Raw genomic sequence first — 23,202 nt, forward strand, 5'->3', positions numbered from 1 at the left:
TGGACATAACTTTTTCAAGGAGGAAATATTACAATGATTATCAATCATAACATTGCTGCTATGAACACTCACCGTCAGTTGGGTGTCAACGAAGCAAACACAAACAAAGCAATTGAAAAACTGTCTTCTGGTCTTCGCATTAATCGTGCTGGTGACGATGCTGCAGGTTTGGCTATTTCCGAAAAAATGCGCGGACAAATCCGTGGTTTGGACATGGCTTCCAAGAATGCCCAAGACGGTATTTCTTTGATCCAAACTGCTGAGGGTGCACTGAACGAAACACACAGCATCTTGCAACGTATTCGTGAGTTGGCAGTACAATCTGCCAATGATACCAATACAAATGATGACCGTGCAGAACTTCAAAAAGAAGTAGACGAGTTGACCAAAGAGGTTACTCGTATCTCCACAGATACTGAGTTCAACACAAAGAAATTGCTTAACGGTTCTGGTGTTAGCGGCGCTGTATTCCAAATTGGTGCTAATACAAGCCAATCTATCAGCTTGTCCATTGGTAACATGGGAGCAGCTAGCCTGGGTCTCACCTCTGTTGCTATCGGAACTCAAACAGGTGCTAACGCAGCGCTTTCAGTTCTTGATGCTGCTATCAAGACTGTCTCCGCTGAACGTGCTAAGCTGGGTGCAAACCAAAACCGTCTGGAACACACGATTAACAACCTTGGAACAACATCTGAGAACCTTTCTGCAGCTGAATCCCGTATTCGCGACGTAGATATGGCAAAAGAAATGATGAATCAAACGAAGAACAACATCCTTGCTCAAGCAGCTCAAGCAATGTTGGCACAAGCTAACCAACAGCCACAAGCTGTACTTCAACTGCTTCGTTAATTTTAAGCAAAAAAGGCTGTCGAGATTATTCTCGGCAGCCTTTTTTTGTATATATTCAAAGCTAATCAGCAATCACCTTTCAACCGATATAGTAGTTAATAATAAATTAAAGTGTGCCTACGAGGGGATAACTGATAATGTATAAAACCATTTCTTTGTGCATGATTGTTAAAAATGAAGAAGACTGTCTTAGAAAGTGTCTAGATAGTGTCAAAGATAAAGTGGATCAGATTGTAATTGTTGATACAGGTTCGACAGACGCAACTATTGATATAGCAAAAGAATATACTAAAGAAATTTATTGTTTCCAATGGAGTGACGATTTTGCAGCGGCTAGGAATGAGTCCTTGAAATATGCTAAGTCTGACTATATTCTGGTGCTTGATGCTGACGAGTATTTACCCTCTGATGCTGACTTAAAAGCAGAAATAAGTACGGGATTCGATTATTATTTTCTGAAAATTCACAATATTCTTTCTTATGGAAGAGCGATAAACCATACAGCGGTGAGATTATTCGCAAACTATAGAGGCTTACTCTATCGCAATCGTCTCCATGAACACTTGAATACAATGGATGAAGGGGCTAATTACACTTGTACCTTTGGCTCTGTAGTGATAAATCATACCGGCTATACTGATGACATGATGAGTAACCGTGAGAAAGATAAAAGGAATTTACCTTTGATGATTCAAGAGGTCGAAGAAAACCCCACAGCCTATAACTTGTTTAACATGGGGAGAACGTACATGTCTATTGGAGAGTACGAAAAGGCAATTGAATATCTTAAAAAAGCGTACCCATTAAGTAAAGAACTAGTTATTGTTCCAGAACTGGTAAGTACATTAGGTTATTGTTTGAGCGAACAGAAAAGATATGACGAGGCACTAGAGATTATTAATGAGGCAGTTACTATTTATTCCGACGTCACTGACTTACACTATTTGCAGGGTTCGATATTCATGGAAGCAGGATACACTAGAGATGCGATAGAGTCCTTCGAGGAATGTCTTAAACTTGGAGATCAAGGGGTAACAGTCACAGAAGGTAATGGAAGTTATATGGCTCATTATCGGTTAGCAGAGATTTATGAGAATAAGCTTCAACTTTCGAAGAGTTATGAACACATTATAGAGTCGATAAAAATAAAGAAAACATTTATGGGGGCAGTGAATAAATATTTTCAGATTGTTACTAAAGCTAACATATCAGTAGAAGACGTGTATCAGAATATCGAAGTTATCTATAAGACTTCTAATATAGAGGAACTTAAGCTGCTTTTGGAAGTATTATACTCACTGAGGCATCCATTACTTAACAAATATTTAAAAGAATTTAATATTAGGGTAGAGGAAAATGTGTTGGCAGTTGGATCTCAGTATGATAGGCAATACAATGAAGCAAAATCTTTATGGCTAGGTATGGAAAAAATCCCTGAGCAAAATGGTGAGGATGTTTTATTATTAGCGTTGTTGTTAAATGATATTGAACTTTTTCATAAAGCAAAACCTTTATTGAATTTAAGCAGTAAAGAAAGTGTGATCATTCATAATATTGTAGAAAATCATGATCTATGTGATGGTCAACTAAGTTCACTTTCAGAGAAACTCCTAGAAGGGACTATTAAACGGTTACTTGAGCTTCAAGAATATGAAGTTTTTGAACGTATGCTAAATTGTATTTGGAAGGGTTCCCTACAAGTGAAAGTCCAGGTATGTAGAATAGTCGCAGATTATGGCTTTAGTGAGGTTGCTATTGATTTATTGGTTAAGTTATTCGAAGCATATCCGAATGATACAAGAGTGCTTAAACTGCTAGGGGACATTTGTATGAATTCAAATTATCTTCAAGATGCCCAACTTTTCTACAATAAACTTATGAAAATTTCGCCAGAATACAGTACCTATGAGAAATGTCACGATTTATTTATTAAACTTGGTGAGATAGAGGATGCTCGAAATATTAAAGAATTTATTATGCGTAATTTTCCAAATTCCCTATGGGCTGTAAATTGTTGAATACATGTACTTCCCTCGATGCGTTAATTTACATGGAACATTTATTTTTTCCTAAACAACGGAGGTAAGACTGTGAATAAATTAGAAAAGATAACCAATTGTATTAATAATAATGAAATACAAGATGCATACAATTTGTGCAAAGAATATGAGCAAGAGTATTTAAACAATGCTGATTACTGGAATCTTAGAGGATTACTTTGTTTGAAATTGGGTGAATATGATACAGCTCACAAATGCCTCGAAAAGGCTTTAGCGATCAATAGAAAAAATGCCGATGCTTTATTTAATTACGCCGTCGCATCAGAACATTTGGGTTATCTTAGTGATTCTGCATTGTATTATGGTCTTACCTATCGCTATACCAACGATAGTCAGCTAAGAGAAGAATTATCTCAAATTTACAATCAAAACCAGGAAATTGCATTGAATCAGATTTATGAGACAGCCGCTTACGGTAATAGTAAAACTTTTATTATCATGTCCTCCTGCGGTTGGGGGGATATTCAGCAAAGAATGCATCATATTTCAAAATCTTTGGTGAAATTTGGACACGAGGTAATCTTTATGGAACCTAGTGTTAACGCCAGTGTTACTGAAGGTGAAGATAATCTTACCGTTCATGATCTTACAAAGTATTCATTAGATAACATTAGAATGGAGAATGGTGTCAATGTCCTGCAACCTATATCCGTCATTAAAGATAGAAACCTAATAAATAACTATGCTGATCTTGTTCAGAATATTTTGCATGCTTCGCTCCATGAAAAGCCTGTTATTATCACTTATATGCCTTATCAGGTAACTGTTTTAGAGCAAATAACCGGCGAGTTTTATCACATATATGATTGCGTCGATGATCATACAGACTTAGAATATGCATTTTGGGGACACAAGAACGACGTGATATGGGAACATGCTTTAATGAACACTGCTGATTTTATTACTACAACTTCAACATCCTTATACCTACAACGTACAGCAATCGAAAAAAGAAAAAATGTTCTTATTTCTAAGAATGCTGTTAATGAAGTGGATTTTATTTCTAAAAAAAGTGAAATACCAGAAGATATTCGTCATATCCCTGAGCCAAGGATAGTCTATATGGGTGCTTTATATGAATGGTTCGATACTGAACTGTTTTATGATGTAGTGAAAGCAAACCCAGATAAATCTTTTGTTATTATTGGGTTTGGTAAGGACATTTTATCAAATTCTCTGCCAAACCTTTATTTTATTGGAGCAAAAAAGCACAGTGAACTAAAAGAATATTTGTCTCATATGCAAGTGGGTATAATCCCCTTCAAATCGTACAGCGATATCATTATTAATTGTGATCCTATTAAGCATTATGAGTACATTGCATGCGGTTTACCTGTAGTAACAACCTTTATACCTGATTCTGCAATAGATAAACCTTACACCTTCTTAGGTAAGGATTCTGATACTTTTTCTTCAGCGATTGATAAGGCTCTTGGTATAAAAATAGATAGTCATACAATCAGTAATTTTTTAGCTGAAAATAGTTGGAATTCTAGGGCTGCACTTCTATGCGGAATAGCAGATGGGAAAATCGGGTCCCTTAGACAAGAAGAAGAAATTGAAAAAATAGGACGTCAAATATCCCAATTATCTGAAAATTATTGTTCAGCTATTTTTAAAACAATGAGGGCAGTTTATTTAAATTTGATAGATAGTGAATCCTTTGAGGTCGAGGCAAGAAGCTCTTATCATATGGAGAATACATGTTATACTGAGAAGCAATATATTAGATCTCTGATTGTAAATAACAATTTATCTGAATTGCTAGAAGCAGTTCCTAATTTGAAATATGTTAGAGAAGAGTTGAAGAATGAAATTATTTATCGATTTGAACAAACAGAGTACGAGTATATTTACCCGCTAACTTATTTACTAATAAATGATTATCCGACTTATTATAAATATTCTCGACTAATACAGGATACTGCTATAAAAAAATTATTTGATTTATATGTTCAATACATCATTGAAGTGGAAGTAGATAAAAATGAAATTATTAAAGTGATGAAATCGAGTAAGGGGTCACCTGTTAGTGAGTATTTAAGGGATAAATTTAGTATTTACGAATATGCACTTGGTGATGTTTTATCAGAAGAACAAAAGGATGAAATAGAATCCCTGATCAATGAATGGATTGAAAAAGACAATCTGGACTCGGCAACGAAGCTAATTGAACAGCTTGAGGCAGCCTTTTCACCAGAGGACCCACTATTTATAAATATTTTAAAAACACGCCTACTTATTAAGCAGGGGGGGACTAATGAAGCGCTAAAGTTTCTTCAGCTGGTTGATAGAACTATGCCCAACAAACGGGCTGGATTGTTACTTGCTGAGCTTCTGGATCAAATTGGGAGTAAGTTTAAAGCTTTAAAGCAATACTCTCGGTATGTAGAAAAAAGTGATCGGAATATTATAAAAAAAATGGAGTCACTTCTTGAAGAAAGCTCCGATGCAAAAATATCTTTGATAAGTACAACCAACTCTGGGTGTAATTCAATAGGCTTGTTACGAGGTATGCCCAATTATATTAGAGAAAGGTATGAGGTTAGATTATTTCAGGAACAAAGGTACGAGGATTATGATTCTTTTGTTAAAGAAAGCGATGTAGTGGTAACAACGCAAGCGAACTATCCTTTCAATCACAAACAGATAAATATTGAGTTGTGGCACGGGTTTCCACTTAAAGCAATGGCAAATATGGACCCAGGTGACTTAAGATCAGCGGAACAATTAAGGTCTTGGTGGGAGAAAGTCGATTATATTACTTCATATTCAGGAATGTTTAATACATTGTTTAATGCCTGTATAGGATTGGATATATCTAAATATCAAGTCACAGGTGCACCAAGGAATGATTTGTTGAGCAAGAACTACAGATCATGGTTTGCAAAGTTATTCGAGAGTAACTTGGATGGGCAAAATCTAATTATGTTTACGCCAACCTTCCGATCTTCCCAGTTTAATCCTACTCATAATGAAGGTGATCGAAACTGGGGAAATCTCTTTGGATTTGAAGAGTTTAATCAAGAGGAATTCGAATCTTATTTGGAAGAAAAAAAAATCTACCTAATAGTCAAATTACATTGGGTAGAAGAAACCATAGTTAAAGAACAAATTGAAAATTTTAATAGCAATAGAATTAAACTTTTAACAGAAGATGAAATTTGTGCGAGTGGGTTGGATCTTTATGAGCTTCTTAGCAGTATTGATCTGCTTATAACAGATTACTCCTCAATATACTTCGATTATTTATTGTTAGATCGTCCGGTTTTATTTGCTCCGGTAGATTTGAAAACTTACGAGAAAAAAAGAGGATTTTTGCTGGAGCCTTATGAAACTTGGATACCTGGACCAAAAGTAACTAGTCAGAATCAGTTGCAAGTGGAACTTTCAAAATTATTATCGGATCGTGATTATTATCTTGCGGAACGAAATTGGATTAAAAATATCATTCATACCCATACTGACTCTTGTTCAGCTGAGCGTGTCTGGGGATTGATAGACAATGAATTGAATCTTGATGCTGAGAGAAAACTCGTTCATGAAATGAAATTGCACTTAAAGTTAGATGAAATTAAGGATCAGTTAATTATTTTTATGGAGAAAGCCCAATTGAAGCAATTTGATGATATGTTGAGTTTAAACAGGGAGTTAGTTGAGCAAAGTAGTGAACTGAACACAATTGCAGCCACATCTTATTACAGCCGAGGAGATTTAGAGACGGCGTTATATTATTTACTTCAAGCATATTCTATTGATTCGAGCTATTTTGATGCTTTGTATAGCTTGGCAATAATCTATGAGCAGCTAGGCCAAGCTAATCAATCAGGGTTATTTTACCAAAAAGCAGCTGCTGTATGTATGGATAAACAACTTAAGGAGGAACTTACCCTTAAAAGTAACATTTTAAATTTTACTAGTTGATATTGTATGGAAGAATTATTCTCGAAAGGGTGGTACTTTGAGAAAAGTCATAACTTACGGAACATTTGATCTTCTCCATTATGGGCATATATTGTTATTGAAGCGAGCAAAGTCTCTCGGAGATCATTTAACTGTAGGTTTATCCACTGATTCCTTTAATGAATTAAAAGGAAAAAAGTCATTCCTATCATTTGAACAAAGAAAAAATTTGCTGGAGTCCATTAAATATATTGATAGAATTATTCCTGAAGAGAACTGGGAACAAAAATCGATGGATATTGTTAAATACGGTATTGATGTCTTTGTGATAGGGGATGACTGGAAAGGTAAGTTTGATAATTTAAATTGTGAAGTAGTTTATTTCCCGCGTGCACCTGATATCTCCTCAAGCCAAATAAAAGAATTAATGGGAAACTTCTGATTTCACTCAGAAGTTTTTTCTTCAACTATATAACAAAGCTCTTATACTTTAATTCGTCTTATTTCACCTCTTCAATCCGCTCTAATTTTGACCGATAAATATAATAAATAAAGCCATCGGAGGTTGTAAGATGAATTTACAAATTTCACTTTCGACGAATACGGTGAGCGGCAATACAAACGGATTAAGTCAACCTAGTGATGCTGCCAATTTAAATAATGATCTAATACAATCAGTAAAGAGTAGAGTGGAATTAAATAAACTAGAGAAACAAGGTGTACGGGTCCCTCTTGGAGATGAACAACTGATTAAGGCCATAGATAGAGCTGTAAAGGCCCTTCAAGGACCGACAACAATTTTGGAAATGAGCGTACATGAGAAAACTAATCAAATCATGGTCAAGGTACTTAACAAAGATACGGGAGAATTAATAAGGGAAATTCCACCTGAGAAAACTCTTGATCTCGTTGCAAAAATGATGGAAATAGCAGGAATACTGGTTGATCAGAAGGCTTAAAGGAGGAATAATGTACGTATGCGTATAAACGGATTTTCAGGTATGGATGTTGATAGTATGGTTAAGAGTTTGATGACTGCCCAGCGGGCACCTCTTGATAAGCTTAATCAGCAAAAGCAAATTTTAGAATGGACTAGAGATAGCTACCGTGAAATAAATAGTAAAATCATAGACTTCAATACAAATAAACTAAAAGAATTCAATAAATCGGGATCAATGAATACGCAGCTTTCTACTGTAACAGGTAATACTACAGCAGTAAAGGCCGAAGCTAGTGCAAATGCAACTGGATCGTCAATGTCAGTAGAAGTTACACAGCTAGCGAAGAAATCTTATCTACAGACTGGTCAAGGGTTGACAAAGGCTGGTAGTACGAAACCTGATGCAACTTTGAATACTACTCTAGAACAGCTCACTGATACTCCTGAAGAAACATATGAACTAAATATCAATGGAAAGAAGGTCACATTTCTTAAGACAGATACCATATCTGCAGTAATTGGAAGAATTAATTCTTCCGATGCAAAAGTAACGGCTTCTTTTGATGAGATTAGTGGGAAATTTTCAATAACGGCTAGGGATTTTGGTGCAGCCAATAACATTAATATAACAGGAGAAACAGTCCCTCCAGCGGCAAATTCCTTCTTAAATCTTATCAAAGTTAATCCATCAACTGATGTCAAAACAGCTACGAATGCTGAAGTGAAAATAAGTTCCTCTGATGGTTCATCTAGAACCTATAATCCAGAGGGTAACTCCTTAACAGTTAATGGGGTAGTTCTTACTTTAATGGAAACAACAACTGCTGGTAATCCGTCAGTTATCTCTACCCAATCAGACCCTAAAAAAGCGATAGATTCCATTAAAGCATTTGTAGAAAGCTATAATGATCTTATTAGTACCTTAGCTACTAAAACAGGTGAGCAGAAATACCGGGATTTCCCTCCACTCACAAGTGATCAAAAAGCTAACATGAAAGAGAATGAAATAACTGCATGGGAAGCAAAGGCAAAAAGTGGTCTCTTGAAAAATGATGATATTCTTTCATCAACGATTAGCTCGATGCGTGAGGTAATTACTAAAAAGTTAGGTCAGTTAAGCTCTATTGGTATAACTACAGGACAGTATTATGAAAATGGAAAGCTAAACATTGACGAAGAAAAATTAAAAGCAGCTTTAACGAGTGATCCAGATAAAGTAGTAAGCATTTTTCAAGGCGCTAAAGGAACAGCAGATTCGGGGATATTTAGTGACCTAAGTGAGAAAATGGGCGGTACTCTGGATAAATTGGTTAAAAAGGCGGGTACATCGAAGTTTAGTTCTGATGTTAACAGCTCCTATAAAGAAGAAAGTGTCATGGGAAAACAACTAAAGTATTATAATAAGCAGATTGCCGACCTTCAAAACAGACTAGAGGACATTGAGAATCGATATTACAAGCAATTTACAGCTATGGAACAAGCAATGACAAAGTATCAATCCCAATCCTCAAGTCTCTTTGGAACATCGAATTAATTTATGGAAGGGTGAGTAAAAATGATTACATCTCCTTATGAAAAATATCGTCAGTCCTCTGTTCAAACATCTCCAAGTCAACTCCTGCTGATGTTATTTGATGGGGCAATCCGATTTACTCGTTCAGGAATAGAGGGATTGAATAAGAGGGATTTCCAAAAAGTAAATAATAGCTTGGGTAAAAGCCAGACTATCATATATGAACTCATAGCTACTTTAGATACATCTTATGAAGTTTCAAAAAGCCTTGCTGCTCTGTATGAGTATATAAACCATTTGCTAATCGAAGCAAATGTAAAGAAAAATGCGATACCTGCCGAAGAAGCTCTTGGTTACTTGACTGATCTTCGGGAAACTTTCGCAGAAGCGGCAAAAATAACATCTGGAAGCTTGAATCGAGCGATTACTAATGGATAAGTTGATATCTTTACTAGAGGCATTAACTGAATCGGTGGTAGGACGCCTTCAGGATATGACATCAGAAGAAATAGAGTTTTTTGTCGAGGAGCGTCAGCAGCTCATTCATGAAATCAACTACTTGAAAAAGGAAAATCCTTTTTCACAGACACAAGTTACTAGACTTAAAAATATATTACTGGCAGACTCAATAATTCTAGGTAGAATGGAGTTCCTTAAGAGTGAAGCAGCTAATTGGCTCCAAAATCGTGGGCAAGCCAAAATGCAACGTAACGCATATGAGGCGGTGTATTCTCCGGATAGTATAATCATGGACCGGAGGAAGTGACACTTCTCATTTATTGAATACTGTTTGAGATCCAGAGACTAGAAAATTTTCCTAGTCTCTTTTTGCTTTTCAGATAAGGTTAACCTCTTCATTGTATATATGGCAGTACACTAAGGATGCCGAATAGTAATAAGGGTTTAGGTTTTTAGGCCTGATTCAATTATTTCGACTACGCGAATAAGAAAGAATAATAAATATTAAATGAATAAATGAAACGATTGTCGAGTAAGCCGGTCAGCACGCTGGTCCCGTTCTGCGTGTCAGTGAGAAGGTAGAAAAAGAGGTAAGGTTGTACTAATTACAGAATCATAATAAATGATAAAAAAACTTCTTTTGTTTCAATAAAGGAATTATTGGGTTAAAAGATAAATATATTATGTGATGTTCAGGATGTCTCTGAACAAACTGAACTTTCTAGTTATGCTGCAGAATAGAGAGGCTCGTGTACCTCTCCCTTCTCAGTAATAGTTTCAGAGATATATTGGACTCTCACATTATTTGATGACGAAGGGAATGTTAACGCATGCAAGGTAAAGTGAAATGGTTTAACGCAGAAAAAGGATATGGTTTTATTGAGACGGCTGACGGCGGCGACGTATTTGTTCATTTCTCCGCAATTCAAACAGACGGTTTTAAGACATTGGATGAGGGACAAGACGTTGAATTTGATATCGTCGAAGGTGCTCGTGGACCTCAAGCAGCTAATGTAACTAAGTTATAGTTTTTATTGAATCGATTTACATATGAATTTATGGAACGAAGAAAAACAGATGGTTATACTGTGGAATTCCTTCTTTATAAATCACATAAATGTAAATCAATATGGAATTTTATACAATTAAACCCCTTTCCATTCCAATTGACAATGGACGAGTTTGGGTGGTATATTCAGGAATGTGGGCGTAAGTCACACTTTATTTGACGACGAAGGGAATGTTTGTGCATGCAAGGTAAAGTTAAATGGTTCAACGCAGAAAAAGGTTATGGCTTCATCGAGACTGCTGAAGGTGGCGACGTATTCGTACACTTCTCCGCAATCCAATCTGATGGCTTCAAGACTTTGGAAGAAGGTCAAGACGTTGAATTCGACATCGTCGAAGGCGCTCGTGGACCGCAAGCAGCTAACGTAACGAAATTATAATCATCCGGCAAGGCCGACCTACATATACGGTTCGATGGTTAAGTAATTGAAGAACGGTAGCGATAAGACCCTGGATCTCCAGGGTCTTTCTTTGTGTTCCGGCGGATTTTACCACGATCGAACCTGTTTCATTTCCTCCTGTGCGGTTAAGGAATTTTACCCTGCTTTAGGCGGACAGCGGGGGTGAGTAAAGGGCTTTCATTTGGCGGACAGCCGCCCGAAAACGCCTTTTTACTTAGCGTTAACAATTGTGATATAATGGAACTGCAAAGGAGGAGTGCCCTATGAATTTAGCTATTCGAGGTCAACAAATCGAGGTTACTGACGCTTTGAAGGACTATGTCGACAAGAAGCTCAGCAGGCTTGAGAAGTATTTCGATGCACCCCCCGCCTCAGATGGAAATGTGACACTTGGAGTTACTAGAGGTTTGCACAGTGTGGAGGTAACGATTCCGCTCCCTGGAGTGATGCTCCGGGCCGAAGACCGCAGCGATGACATGTATGCATCCATTGATGCCGTCGTGGACAAGCTGGAACGCCAAATCCGCAAACACAAGACCAAGCTCAACCGCAAGTTCCGCCAGGAAGGAAGCCTGAAGATGCTGTTCACGGAAGAAGCCGCGACCGGTACCGGCCTGCTGCCGACGATGACGGAGGAAGAGCATGACGATCTGGAAGTGGTCCGCACGAAGCGCTTCACCCTGAAGCCGATGGACGTGGAAGAAGCCATTTTGCAGATGAACATGGTCGGACATAATTTCTTTGTTTTTTCGAACATCGATACCCAGGAAGTGAATGTCGTTTACAAACGGAATGATGGAAAATACGGTTTGATCGAGCAAAATGAAGGTCGCGCGTATTAACAAATGGATGGTCCGTTGTAACAATTTTCATGATGATGTAAATATTGATTGAGTTTCGAGTAAAAAAAGAGCCCTTGTCCTGCAACGGATGGGGCTCTTCGTGCGTATATATATAGAGGCCGTTTGGAAGGGCTGTAAGTTGTTGCGGCATCTCTTACAAACTGTTACAATTTATGCAAACCCGTTTTATTCTAATTACCGGTTTGAACACGATTGGAATGAACTTCAAGCAGTTGCATTTTGTCTGTATGAAGCCGATTCTGTCCGGATCAATTTCAACAAGCAGCAGATCTTCAATACTCCTGTATGAATCGATTCTTTCTGAATCCATATCATTCAGCCGGTGTCTGTGTGAATTGGTTCATGAAGAATCTATTTCATTTGAACATAACCCTGAAATAACTGAAGTTGATTCTAACAATTGTTTTGCGCGAAAGGGGTTAACCATGCTAGGTATTGTCAAAAAAATCTTCGGTGACGTCAACGATCGTGAGGTCAAGCGTCTGATGAAGACGGTTGATCAGATCAACAAATTAGAGCCGGAATTCGTCAACCTTTCCGATGAGCAGCTGAAAGGGAAGACGGCGGAGTTCCGTGCGCGTCTGGAGAAGGGTGAAACCCTCGATGAGCTCCTGCCTGAAGCGTTTGCCACCGTACGCGAAACATCCAAGCGCGTGCTCGGTAAGCGTCATTACGACGTTCAGCTGGTCGGCGGCATGACGCTGCACGAAGGCAAGATCGCCGAAATGAAAACCGGTGAAGGGAAGACGCTGGTAGGTACCCTGCCGGTATACTTGAACGCCCTGCTCGGCAAAGGTGTGCACGTGGTCACCGTCAATGACTATCTCGCTCAGCGGGACAGCGCGGAAATGGGACAAATTTACGAATTCCTGGGCATGACCGTCGGGGTGAACCTGAGCGGCATGGACCATGCGGATAAACAAATGGCATATGCCTGTGATATTACGTACGGTACGAACAACGAGTTCGGTTTCGACTACCTGCGTGACAACATGGTGCTGTATAAGGAACAAATGGTGCAGCGCCCGCTGTACTTCTGTACGATTGACGAAGTGGACTCGATTCTGATCGATGAGGCGCGTACGCCGCTGATCATCTCGGGACAAGCCCAGAAATCGACAGAGCTGTATTACGTGGCGGACCGCTTTGTGAAGCAGCTGCAGAAGGAAGAGGACTATACGGTTGATATCAAGGTCAAATCCGTTGCTTTGACGGAAAAGGGTGTAGCCAAAGCGGAACGCGCTTTTGGCATCGAGAACCTGTATGACCACAGCCATATTACACTGAACCACCACATCGTGCAGGCGCTGAAGGCCAATGTCATCATGCGCCGCGACGTTGACTACGTCGTGACAGAGGATGAAGTGGTGATCGTCGACGAGTTTACGGGCCGCCTGATGGCCGGACGCCGTTACAGTGACGGTCTGCACCAGGCGATCGAAGCGAAGGAAGGCATCGAGGTGCAGAACGAGAGCATGACGCTCGCGACGATTACCTTCCAGAACTACTTCCGGATGTACCGCAAGCTGGCCGGCATGACCGGTACGGCGAAGACGGAGGAAGAAGAATTTAAGAAAATTTACGGCCTGGAAGTTATCCAGGTACCGACGAACAAACCAAACCAACGGAACGACATGCCGGACATCGTGTACAAGAGCGTGAACGGCAAGTTCAAGGCCGTTGTTGATGAGATCGTCGAACGCCACCAAAAGAACCAGCCGGTGCTGGTTGGTACGGTATCCATTGAGAACTCCGAACTCATTTCGGAAATGCTGAAGCGTAAGGGCATCAAGCACCAGGTATTGAATGCCAAGTACCATGCCGAAGAAGCGGACATTATCTCCCGCGCCGGTCAGCCGGGTACGGTAACGATCGCCACCAACATGGCTGGACGGGGTACCGATATTTTGCTGGGTGAAGGTGTGGCTGATGTGGGCGGTCTTCATATCATTGGTACGGAGCGCCACGAATCCCGCCGGATCGATAACCAGCTTCGTGGCCGTGCCGGACGCCAGGGCGACCCGGGCTCGACGCAGTTCTACCTGTCGCTGGGTGATGAGCTCATGAAGCGTTTCGGCGCGGACAACGTGCTGAACATGATGGAACGCCTCGGTTTCGAGGAAGACCAGCCGATTGAGAGCAAGATGATTACCCGTGCGGTCGAATCCGCGCAAAAACGCGTCGAAGGCAACAACTTCGACCTGCGGAAGGTCGTCCTCCAATACGACGACGTCATGAACCAGCAGCGGGAGATCATCTACAAGCAGCGCCGCGAAATTATGGAATCCGACAACATCAAGGATATCGTGATGGAGATGATCAAGCCGGTCATTGACCGTGCGGTGGAGGTGCACTGCTCCGACGATATTCCGGAAAACTGGGAACTTCAGGAAGTGGCTGATTACGTGAACAGCAAGCTCCTCGACGAAGGCTCGATTACCCGCGACGATCTGTGGGGCAAAGAGGTTGAGGAGATTGAAGAGTTCATCTTCGATAAGGTGAAGAAGAAGTACGACGAGCGCGAAGAACGGATCGGTTCCGAGCTGGTGCGTGAGTTCGAGAAAGTGATCGTGCTCCGCTCCGTCGACAGCAAGTGGATGGACCACATCGATGCGATGGATCAGCTCCGTCAAGGTATCCACCTCCGTGCATACGGCGGTACGGATCCGCTCCGCGAGTACCAATTCGAGGGCTTCGAGATGTTCAACACGATGACGGCCAGCATCCAGGAGGAAGTGGCCATGTACGTGATGAAGGCTCATATCGAAGCGAACCAGGAGCGCCAGGCGGTCGTGGAAGAGAGCAAGGTTTCCACGAATGGCGAGCCGACCGAGAAGAAGCCGGTGCAAGTCGGCGAACAGATCGGACGCAACGATTTGTGCCCTTGCGGCAGCGGCAAGAAGTACAAACACTGCCACGGTCAAGAAGCATAAGATAATCTAGAAGCCAATGGTACCATGATTCATACAACAGCCGTTTCTTAGGCAACCCTAAGAAACGGAGCCAAAACTCCCTTAAACCGGGAGACCCGAAGCGGGCGCTGCTCTGAAGAGGAGGGCGGCCGCAGGGTCTTTCCGCTTAAGGGAGTTTATGTCGATAAAGAGGTGAAGAGTAAACCATGTTAGATCCAAGCGTTAAGCACGACCTGCGGGAAATCGCAACGAAACTCACCAATCTTAGGGGGTCTCTTTGACTTAGATCTGAAGCAGGAAATGATCGCGAACTTCGAAGAGAAAATGTCGGCTCCCGACTTTTGGGATGACAACGAAAAGGCTCAATCGGTCATCGCGGAAATGAATGCCGTGAAGTCATCGGTTGACGAATATGAGAAGCTGCAGCAGGAATACGACGACGCCTCCATGATGGCGGAGCTGGCCGACGAGGAAGGCGACGAATCGCTGGCCGCCGAAATCGCCGAAGCGGTGGAGTCGTTAACCAAGAAGCTGGACGATTTCGAGCTCAAGCTGCTGCTGAACCAGCCTTACGATAAAATGAACGCCATTCTCGAGCTGCATCCGGGTGCGGGCGGCACCGAGTCCCAGGATTGGGGACAGATGCTGCTGCGGATGTACACCCGCTGGGCAGAGAAGCATGGCTTCAAAGTCGAAACGCTGGACTATCTGCCGGGTGATGAGGCCGGGATCAAGAGCGTTACGCTGCTGATCAAAGGCTTTAATGCATACGGCTATCTGAAAGCCGAAAAAGGCGTGCACCGTCTGGTGCGCATCTCGCCGTTCGACTCGTCGGGACGCCGCCATACGTCGTTTGTCTCCTGCGATGTCGTGCCGGAGATTACCGAGGACGTCGACGTGGAGATCCGGACAGAGGATCTGAAGATCGATACGTACCGGGCCAGCGGCGCCGGCGGTCAGCACATCAACACGACGGACTCCGCGGTCCGGATTACCCATATCCCGACGGGCGTGGTCGTCACCTGCCAGAACGAAAGGTCACAGATCAAAAACCGGGAGCGCGCGATGACGATGCTTCGTTCGAAGCTGTATGAACGCAAACTCGAAGAGCAGCAAAAACAGCTGGATGAAATCCGAGGGGAACAGTCGGATATTGCTTGGGGCAGCCAGATTCGCTCCTACGTGTTTCATCCCTATAGTATGGTAAAGGACCACCGCACCTCAGTGGAGACCGGCAATGTCGGCGCTGTCATGGACGGGGACCTGGATCCGTTCATCGACGGTTATTTGCGCAGCCAAATTAAGGTGGAAACCGAATAAAACCAAGTGAATTCCTACACGCTATTGGTGTAGGAATTTTTTGGTGTAATGGACTGATTTTAGCATTCCGGAAGGCGTGACTGTTTCACGGCCGATTTATTTTTGTTAAGGAGAGAAAAAACGTAATGTCTCAGAAGTCATCGAACCGCAGAAAGGCAACTCTGCCTATGAACGGACCCCAGCGCCACGTGGTGGATACGCTGCTCATCATTGTCGGTTCCTTTATTATCGCTATAGGGTTTAATTTGTTTTTCCTGCCGAACGGGATTGCTTCCGGCGGGGTATCCGGGATTTCCGTATTGACCGAAGCCTGGTTTGGCATGGAGCCGGCCTTTACCCAGTGGGCCCTCAACATTCCGCTCTTTATCCTGGGCGTCCTGCTGCTCGGAAAAAATTACGGCATCCGCTCGCTGCTGGGCAGCGTGGTGCTGCCTTTGTTCGTCTATCTGACGAAGGACTGGCCGCTGCCGACGAGCAATCCGTTGCTCGCCTCGATCTACGGTGGGATCGCCGTAGGTCTCGGCATCGGGATCGTGTACCGGGGACGGGGCTCTACCGGCGGTCTGACGACGCTGGCCCAGATTATCCAGAAATACAGCGGACTCAGCTTTTCCCTGTGCGTCGTGATTCTGGACGGATCGGTCATTGTTTTGGCTGCCTGTACGCTGTCGCTGGAGAAGGCGCTGTATGCGCTGGTGGGACTGTATGTCACTGGTAAGGTAATCGACGCCATTGAGCTGGGTTTTAATTACTCGAAGGTGGCTTATATCATCTCGGACCATATCGAGCCGATAACGGCGGCGGTGCTGAAAGACCTGGACCGCGGCTGTACCAAGCTGAACGCCACCGGCGGCTATACCGGAACGGACCGGACCGTGCTGATGGTCGTCATCGGCCAGAGTGAAACGACGCGGCTGAAGACACTGGTGCAGTCGGTGGATCCGGAGGCTTTTGTCATCATCAGCAATGCGCATGAGGTGCTGGGCGAAGGGTTTAAGCTGCAGGGCAGCTGAGCATTATTTTCACAATTCATCATAGTTTAATAGTAAACAACAAAAAGAGGCGAACAGTTGATCCATGCGGGCTGGGCAGCCTCTTTTTCATTATGTAGAGGTTGGGGGATGGACAAATGTTCCCGTCTGTCTGAATCATTACCGGCATCAAAAAATAAACGACCATCACACATCACAGAGGCGGTTCGGGATCAACACATGGATCATTCCATAAGAACATAATCTGATTGGACCTCGAACAGGGTCTTTTTTTTTCTTGGGGATAGAAAGGTACATAGGCTCGGACCATAGGAGGCGGGAGCGGAAAAGCCCTTACAGGATAAGGGAAATTCGTTCCAAAGTGTTGTATTTATATAAAAGCGGTCGTATAATAATACATAATTATTCATGTTTTATACAGAAGCGGCAGTAGAGAGGGGAACGCGGGGAATGGGAGAACACGGTACTGGGGAGAAGGTAAGGATTGCGATCGTCGGTTCAACCGGCTACGGCGGGGTTGAGCTGATCCGGCTGCTGCAGGGGCATCCCAAAGCAGTCATTACGTCAGTGATTTCATCATCGAGCGCGGGAACGCCGATTTCGGAAGGCTTTCCGCATTTAACGGACATCATCGTGCGAAATTTGGACGGTACCGATCCGAAGGAAATCGCCGCCAAGGCGGACGTCGTCTTTACGGCTACCCCGTCGGGCGTGAGCTCCAAGCTGGTGCCGGGTTTGCTGGAAGAGGGGCTTAAGGTCATTGATTTGTCCGGGGATTTCCGGATCAAGGACGGCGCCACGTACGAAAAATGGTATAAGCACACCGCGCCGGATGCGGCTTATTTGGACCAAGCTGTTTTCGGATTGTGCGAACTGTTTGGGGAAGAAGTCGCCGGCAAGGATTTTATTTCCAATCCGGGCTGTTACCCGACGGCTACCCTGCTCGGTCTGGTTCCGGCCATCAGCGCCGGCTGGATTAACCCGAACAGCATCATCATCGATGCCAAGTCCGGCGTATCGGGTTCGGGACGCGGAACGAGCTTGACTTCCCATTTTGCGGAAATCAATGAAAACTTCAAAGCTTACAAAGTGAATAAGCATCAGCATATCCCGGAAATTGAGCAGGTGCTTGGCCAAGTGGCCGGTGAGCAGGTAACCGTGACGTTTACGACCCAGCTCGTGCCGATGACCCGGGGCATTATGAGCACGATGTATGCGAACTTGAACGGCGTGTATAACGACGAGGATTTTGTGGAGCTGTACCGGCAGTATTACCAAGGACGGCCGTTCGTGCGCGTACGCGACACGGGCATTTGGCCGGCGACGAAGGAAGTGCTGGGCTCTAATTATTGCGATATCGGTTTTGCGGCGGATCCGCGGACGGGCCGGGTCACCATTATTTCGGTCATTGATAATATCGTCAAAGGTGCGGCAGGCCAGGCGATACAGAACCTGAATCTGATGATGGGATGGGAGGAGAATCTCGGACTCGGCTATACTCCGGTGTATCCGTAAGCGGGATGAACATAGACATGGGACAATTAACGACGTTTACGCAGGTGAAGGACGGATCGATCGTCACGCCGAAAGGTTTTTCGGCGGGAGGCGTGCACTGCGGACTCAAGAAGACGGATCGCCATGACCTGGGCGCGATTCTGTGCGAGGTGCCGGCCGTGGCTGCGGCCGTGTACACCACCAATGTGTTTCAAGCGGCACCGCTGAAGGTGACGCGCGAGAGCCTGCGAAGCGGCACGCTGCAGGCTGTGATTGTTAACAGCGGCAACGCCAACGCTTGTACCGGGCAGCAGGGCGAAGCCGATGCCTATGACATGCGGGCGGCCGCAGCCCGCCACCTCGGTGTGGCGGAACAGGACGTGGCCGTCGCGTCCACGGGCGTGATCGGCGAGCTGCTCAAGATGGACCGCGTGAACGCGGGCATCGAGTCTCTGCCGCCGCGGCTCAGCAGCGCAGCGACGGGCGCGGAGGACTTCTCGCAGGCGATCCTCACCACGGACCTGGTGAAAAAAGAAGCCTGCGTATCGGTGTTGGTGAACGGCAAAGAGGTAACCATTGGCGGTGCGGCGAAGGGTTCGGGGATGATTCATCCGAACATGGCGACGATGCTTGCTTTTATGACGACGGACGCGGCTATTGACCAGGAAGCACTGCAGCAGCTGATGCGGCAGGCGACGGACGTGACGTTCAACATGATTACGGTGGACGGCGACACGAGCACGAACGACATGCTGATCGCCATGGCCAGCGGGCTGGCGGGGAACGAAGTACTGACGCCGGCGCATCCCGACTGGGAGCCGTTTGCCGAAGGGTTTACGTATGTGTGCCGGAGCTTGGCCCAAGAGATTGCGCGGGATGGCGAAGGCGCGACGAAGCTGGTCGAAGTCAGCGTCACCGGCGCGGTCAGCGATCTGTCGGCGCGGGCGATTGCCAAGACGGTCATCGGCTCGAGCCTGGTGAAATCGGCCGTGTTCGGCGCCGATGCCAACTGGGGACGGATCATCGCTGCCGTCGGACGCGCGGGTGAGCCGGTAAATCCGGAGACGGTCGACATCCGGCTCGGCGATATCAGCGTATTGGAACAATCGCGTCCGGTCGCCTTTGATGAAGATGAGGCCTTGGTTTACTTGAAAGGGGACACCGTCCGCATCGTCGTGGATCTGCACGGCGGAGCCGGGCAAGCCACCGCCTGGGGCTGCGATTTGACTTATGACTACGTACGGATCAATGCGGCTTACCGGACATAAGGCGAAGGCAGCTGCAGGGGAGAGTGAATGCATATGAAGACGCTGGAGAATGAGCAGGGCTCCCCTATTGGGGCGGATGGCCAGCAGACGTTTGTCATGAAGTGCGGGGGAAGCACGCTGGCGGCACTGCCGGATTCCTTCTTTGAGGATCTGAAGCAGCTGCAGCAGCAGGGCGTGCAGCCGGTTATCGTCCATGGGGGCGGTCCGGCCATTTCGGACAATCTCGCCAAGCTGGGCATCGAAACGGAATTCGTGAACGGCCTGCGCAAGACGACCGAGGACGTCCTTGACGTCGTGGAGATGGTGCTGGCCGGAACGATCAACAAGCAGATCGTGCGGCGGATTCAGAGCACGGGCGGCCGGGCTCTTGGCCTGTCGGGCGTCGACGGGGGATTGATCCAGGCCGAGCCGGTTGCGAACGCGGCCGAGGTTGGCCATGTCGGAGACGTGACCTACGTGGAATCGGCGATCGTTAAAGGCATTACGGCCATGGGCTACATGCCGGTTATCGCGCCGGTTGGTGTAGACGCGGCCGGGCAGCGTTACAATATTAACGCCGATACCGCGGCGGGCGCCGTCGCTTCCCATCTGGGAGTCGAGCGGATGATCGTGGTCACGGATGTGCCCGGCATCCTGAAAGCCGTGGACGGCGAGAAGCAGGTGCTGCCGTCGGTAACGGTGCAGCAAATCGAAGACATGATCGCCAGCGGCGATATATACGGCGGCATGATTCCGAAGGTTCGGGCCGCGGTGAGCTGCATTCAAGGAGACGTACAGGAAGTCGTCATCGTGGACGGCAGCGAGCCCCGGGTACTGAGCCGGGTGCTGCAGGGTGAAGTGTTGGGTACCCGCATCGTGCGGGATTGAGATAAAGGCAGGACATTTAATACAGGGGCACAGGGAGGGACCTGCGGCTCCGGGAGAAGGAGTGATTAGGGATGAGTGCAAGCGAACAGGCAAGCTCATTGTTTCAGAACTATGCCAGATATCCGATCAGCCTGGTGAAAGGGCAGGGGAGCTGGCTGTGGGACGATAAAGGGAACAAATACCTCGACTTTATGTGCGGTATAGCGGTGACCAATCTGGGCCATGCGCCGAAGAAAGTGACCGAGAAGCTGAAAGCCCAGCTGGATGAGCTGTGGCATGTATCGAACCTGTTCCACATTCCGAATCAGGAAAAAGCAGCTTCTCTGCTGACGGCGAACAGCTGCGCGGATGCGGTGTTCTTCTGCAACAGCGGCGCCGAAGCGAACGAAGCGGCCATCAAGCTGGCCCGCCGCTACCACCAGAAAGTGAAAGGCACCGGACGCTTTGAAATCATCACCTTCCATCAATCCTTCCACGGACGCACGCTGGCTACCTTGACGGCAACCGGCCAGGATAAGGTAAAAGACGGCTTCCTGCCGCTGCCTGCCGGCTTCAAGAGCGTACCGCTGCATGATCTGGACGCGCTGAAAGCGGCCATCGGCCCGGATACGGCTGCGATCATGATCGAGATGGTGCTGGCGGAAGGCGGCGTGCTTGTCGTGCAGCCGGACTTCCTGAAGGCAGTGAAGGCGCTGTGCGAACAGCATGGGCTTCTGCTCATCGTCGACGAGGTGCAGACCGGCATGGGGCGTACAGGCAAGCTGTTTGCGTATGAGCATTACGGCATTGAGCCGGATATTTTCACACTCGCCAAAGGCATTGCCAGCGGGTTCCCGGCAGGAGCGATGCTCGGCAAAGGCTATCTGAAAGACGCGTTTACGCCGGGCAGCCACGGTTCTACCTTCGGCGGCACGCCGATCGCGACGGCGGCGATGATCGCCACGATCGAGACGATTCTCGAAGACCAGCTGCCGCAGCGTGCCGCGGACATGGGCGAGTATTTGATCCAGCAGCTGAACGAAAAGGTGGCTGTGCATCCTTTTGTCAATGAAGTGCGCGGCTTGGGGCTGCTCATCGGCATCGAATGCAAGGAGCCGGTGAACGACATCGTGCTGGAAGGGCAGAAGCGCGGGCTGCTGTTCGTGACCGCCGGTCCGAACGTGATCCGCCTGCTTCCGAACCTGTATATTTCCAAAGAAGAAATCGATCAGGCCGTCGGCATGATTGCCGAGCTGATCCATGATCATACCGCAGTAAACAAGGCGTAGCCGGGCAGCATTAGAGCATGTACTGATAAAGGAGGACGTAACGATGTTGAGCCAAACCGGGCTGCTGCAGGATATCGACCTGAAGGGAAGAGACCTGCTGGAGCTCGACGATTATACACCGGAAGAAATTCAGTACTTGATCGATCTGGCGATCGAACTCAAGCGCAAGCAGAAAAACGGCGAGGAATACCAGCCGCTGAAGGGCAAAACGATCGGACTTATTTTCGAAAAATCATCCACCCGTACCCGGGTATCGTTCGAAGTGGGGGCGTTCCAGCTCGGAGCCCACGCGCTCTTTTTAAGCAAAAACGACATTCAGCTCGGACGCGGAGAAATTATCAGCGATACGGCGCAGGTGCTGTCGCGTTACCTGGACGGCATCATGATCCGTACCTTCGGGCATCACAATGTGACGGATCTGGCGAAATACGCCTCCGTTCCCGTGATCAACGGCCTGAGCGATCTGGCGCATCCGTGCCAGGTGCTGGCGGATTACCAGACGATCTATGAGCACAAAGGCCAGCTGAAAGGCCTGAAGCTCGCCTACATCGGCGACGGCAACAACATGGCCCATTCCTTGATGATCGGCGGCGCCAAGCTGGGCGTAAACGTATCGATCGCAAGTCCGGAAGGGTACACCCCGGATCCGGCCGTGGTGAAGGCGAGCCAAGAGATTGCCAAGGAAAGCGGCGCGCAGATCGTCGTTACGCACAGTCCGGAAGAAGCGGTGAAGGACGCGGACGTCATTTATACCGACGTATGGGCCAGCATGGGCTTTGAGGAAGAGCAGAAGGTCCGCGAGGCGGCGTTCAAAAACTATCAAGTCGACGAGAAGCTGGCGCAGCTGGCGAAGGCAGACTACCTGTTTATGCACTGCCTGCCGGCACACCGTGGGGAAGAAGTAAGCGAAGGGGTCATCGACGGCAAAAACTCGGTCATTTTCGACCAGGCCGAAAACCGTCTGCATGCGCAAAAAGCGCTGATGGCCGCCTTAATGGGTTAAATCGATCAGATTTTTCAGGAGA

19 protein-coding genes are annotated in these 23,202 nt (G+C 46.0%); all 19 read left to right on the forward strand.

Translation table 11 applies throughout. The annotated features are described in order from the left end of the window. Positions 1-33: 33 nt before the first annotated feature. Positions 34-849 carry a flagellin Hag gene (gene hag, locus FHS19_RS27525; RefSeq protein ID WP_183585117.1) on the forward strand — a complete coding sequence of 272 codons (816 nt, stop codon included), beginning with the start codon at positions 34-36 and terminating at the stop codon, positions 847-849. A gap of 137 nt (positions 850-986) precedes the next feature. Further along, complete coding sequence (locus FHS19_RS27530) at positions 987-2,867, forward strand: glycosyltransferase (protein ID WP_183585119.1); 1,881 nt, start codon at positions 987-989, stop codon at positions 2,865-2,867. Between the two features lie 72 nt (positions 2,868-2,939). Beyond that, positions 2,940-6,833, forward strand: a complete 3,894-nt coding sequence (locus tag FHS19_RS35555) for a CDP-glycerol glycerophosphotransferase family protein (protein ID WP_183585121.1) — start codon at positions 2,940-2,942, stop codon at positions 6,831-6,833. Positions 6,834-6,870: 37 nt separating this feature from the next. Beyond that, positions 6,871-7,254, forward strand: a complete 384-nt coding sequence (gene tagD, locus FHS19_RS27540) for a glycerol-3-phosphate cytidylyltransferase (protein ID WP_183585123.1) — start codon at positions 6,871-6,873, stop codon at positions 7,252-7,254. Between the two features lie 130 nt (positions 7,255-7,384). Continuing rightward, positions 7,385-7,771 carry a flagellar protein FlaG gene (locus FHS19_RS27545; protein ID WP_183585125.1) on the forward strand — a complete coding sequence of 129 codons (387 nt, stop codon included), beginning with the start codon at positions 7,385-7,387 and terminating at the stop codon, positions 7,769-7,771. Between the two features lie 18 nt (positions 7,772-7,789). Then, a complete protein-coding gene (fliD, locus tag FHS19_RS27550) occupies positions 7,790-9,286 on the forward strand; it encodes a flagellar filament capping protein FliD (RefSeq protein WP_183585127.1) in 1,497 nt (498 codons plus the stop codon). 21 nt (positions 9,287-9,307) lie between these two features. Then, on the forward strand, positions 9,308-9,703 hold the full coding sequence (gene fliS, locus FHS19_RS27555; RefSeq protein ID WP_183585129.1) for a flagellar export chaperone FliS: 396 nt from the start codon (positions 9,308-9,310) through the stop codon (positions 9,701-9,703). 55 nt (positions 9,704-9,758) lie between these two features. Further along, the gene (locus FHS19_RS27560; protein ID WP_246426843.1) at positions 9,759-10,031 is read left to right on the forward strand and encodes a hypothetical protein; all 273 of its coding nucleotides are present in this window, start codon (positions 9,759-9,761) and stop codon (positions 10,029-10,031) included. A 523-nt stretch (positions 10,032-10,554) separates the two neighbouring features. Continuing rightward, entirely contained in the window at positions 10,555-10,752 is a 198-nt protein-coding gene (locus tag FHS19_RS27565) for a cold shock domain-containing protein (RefSeq protein WP_105444832.1), read from the forward strand. A gap of 222 nt (positions 10,753-10,974) precedes the next feature. Next, complete coding sequence (locus tag FHS19_RS27570; protein WP_105444831.1) at positions 10,975-11,172, forward strand: cold shock domain-containing protein; 198 nt, start codon at positions 10,975-10,977, stop codon at positions 11,170-11,172. 284 nt (positions 11,173-11,456) lie between these two features. After that, on the forward strand, positions 11,457-12,035 hold the full coding sequence (gene hpf, locus FHS19_RS27575) for a ribosome hibernation-promoting factor, HPF/YfiA family (protein ID WP_105444830.1): 579 nt from the start codon (positions 11,457-11,459) through the stop codon (positions 12,033-12,035). 446 nt (positions 12,036-12,481) lie between these two features. Next, entirely contained in the window at positions 12,482-14,989 is a 2,508-nt protein-coding gene (gene secA / locus FHS19_RS27580; protein ID WP_183585139.1) for a preprotein translocase subunit SecA, read from the forward strand. Between the two features lie 185 nt (positions 14,990-15,174). Further along, positions 15,175-16,288, forward strand: a protein-coding gene (gene prfB / locus FHS19_RS27585) for a peptide chain release factor 2 (RefSeq protein ID WP_183585141.1) whose coding sequence is annotated in 2 segments (ribosomal slippage) — positions 15,175-15,246 and positions 15,248-16,288 — 1,113 coding nt in all. Because the reading frame shifts where the segments join, the coding sequence is not laid out codon by codon here. A gap of 125 nt (positions 16,289-16,413) precedes the next feature. Continuing rightward, a complete protein-coding gene (locus FHS19_RS27590) occupies positions 16,414-17,301 on the forward strand; it encodes a YitT family protein (RefSeq protein WP_183585143.1) in 888 nt (295 codons plus the stop codon). Positions 17,302-17,730: 429 nt separating this feature from the next. After that, positions 17,731-18,795 carry an N-acetyl-gamma-glutamyl-phosphate reductase gene (argC, locus tag FHS19_RS27595; protein ID WP_183585145.1) on the forward strand — a complete coding sequence of 355 codons (1,065 nt, stop codon included), beginning with the start codon at positions 17,731-17,733 and terminating at the stop codon, positions 18,793-18,795. A gap of 17 nt (positions 18,796-18,812) precedes the next feature. Next, a complete protein-coding gene (gene argJ / locus FHS19_RS27600; RefSeq protein WP_183585147.1) occupies positions 18,813-20,042 on the forward strand; it encodes a bifunctional glutamate N-acetyltransferase/amino-acid acetyltransferase ArgJ in 1,230 nt (409 codons plus the stop codon). A gap of 33 nt (positions 20,043-20,075) precedes the next feature. After that, positions 20,076-20,909: an acetylglutamate kinase gene (argB, locus tag FHS19_RS27605; protein WP_183585149.1), complete on the forward strand. Its 834-nt coding sequence runs from the start codon at positions 20,076-20,078 to the stop codon at positions 20,907-20,909. 71 nt (positions 20,910-20,980) lie between these two features. Next, positions 20,981-22,177: an acetylornithine transaminase gene (gene argD, locus FHS19_RS27610; RefSeq protein ID WP_183585151.1), complete on the forward strand. Its 1,197-nt coding sequence runs from the start codon at positions 20,981-20,983 to the stop codon at positions 22,175-22,177. Positions 22,178-22,223: 46 nt separating this feature from the next. Then, on the forward strand, positions 22,224-23,180 hold the full coding sequence (argF, locus tag FHS19_RS27615) for an ornithine carbamoyltransferase (protein WP_089550484.1): 957 nt from the start codon (positions 22,224-22,226) through the stop codon (positions 23,178-23,180). The last annotated feature ends 22 nt before the right edge of the window (positions 23,181-23,202 follow it).

The sequence above is a fragment of the Paenibacillus rhizosphaerae genome, from assembly GCF_014192015.1.
In the GTDB taxonomy this organism is placed as follows: domain Bacteria; phylum Bacillota; class Bacilli; order Paenibacillales; family Paenibacillaceae; genus Paenibacillus_AQ; species Paenibacillus_AQ rhizosphaerae.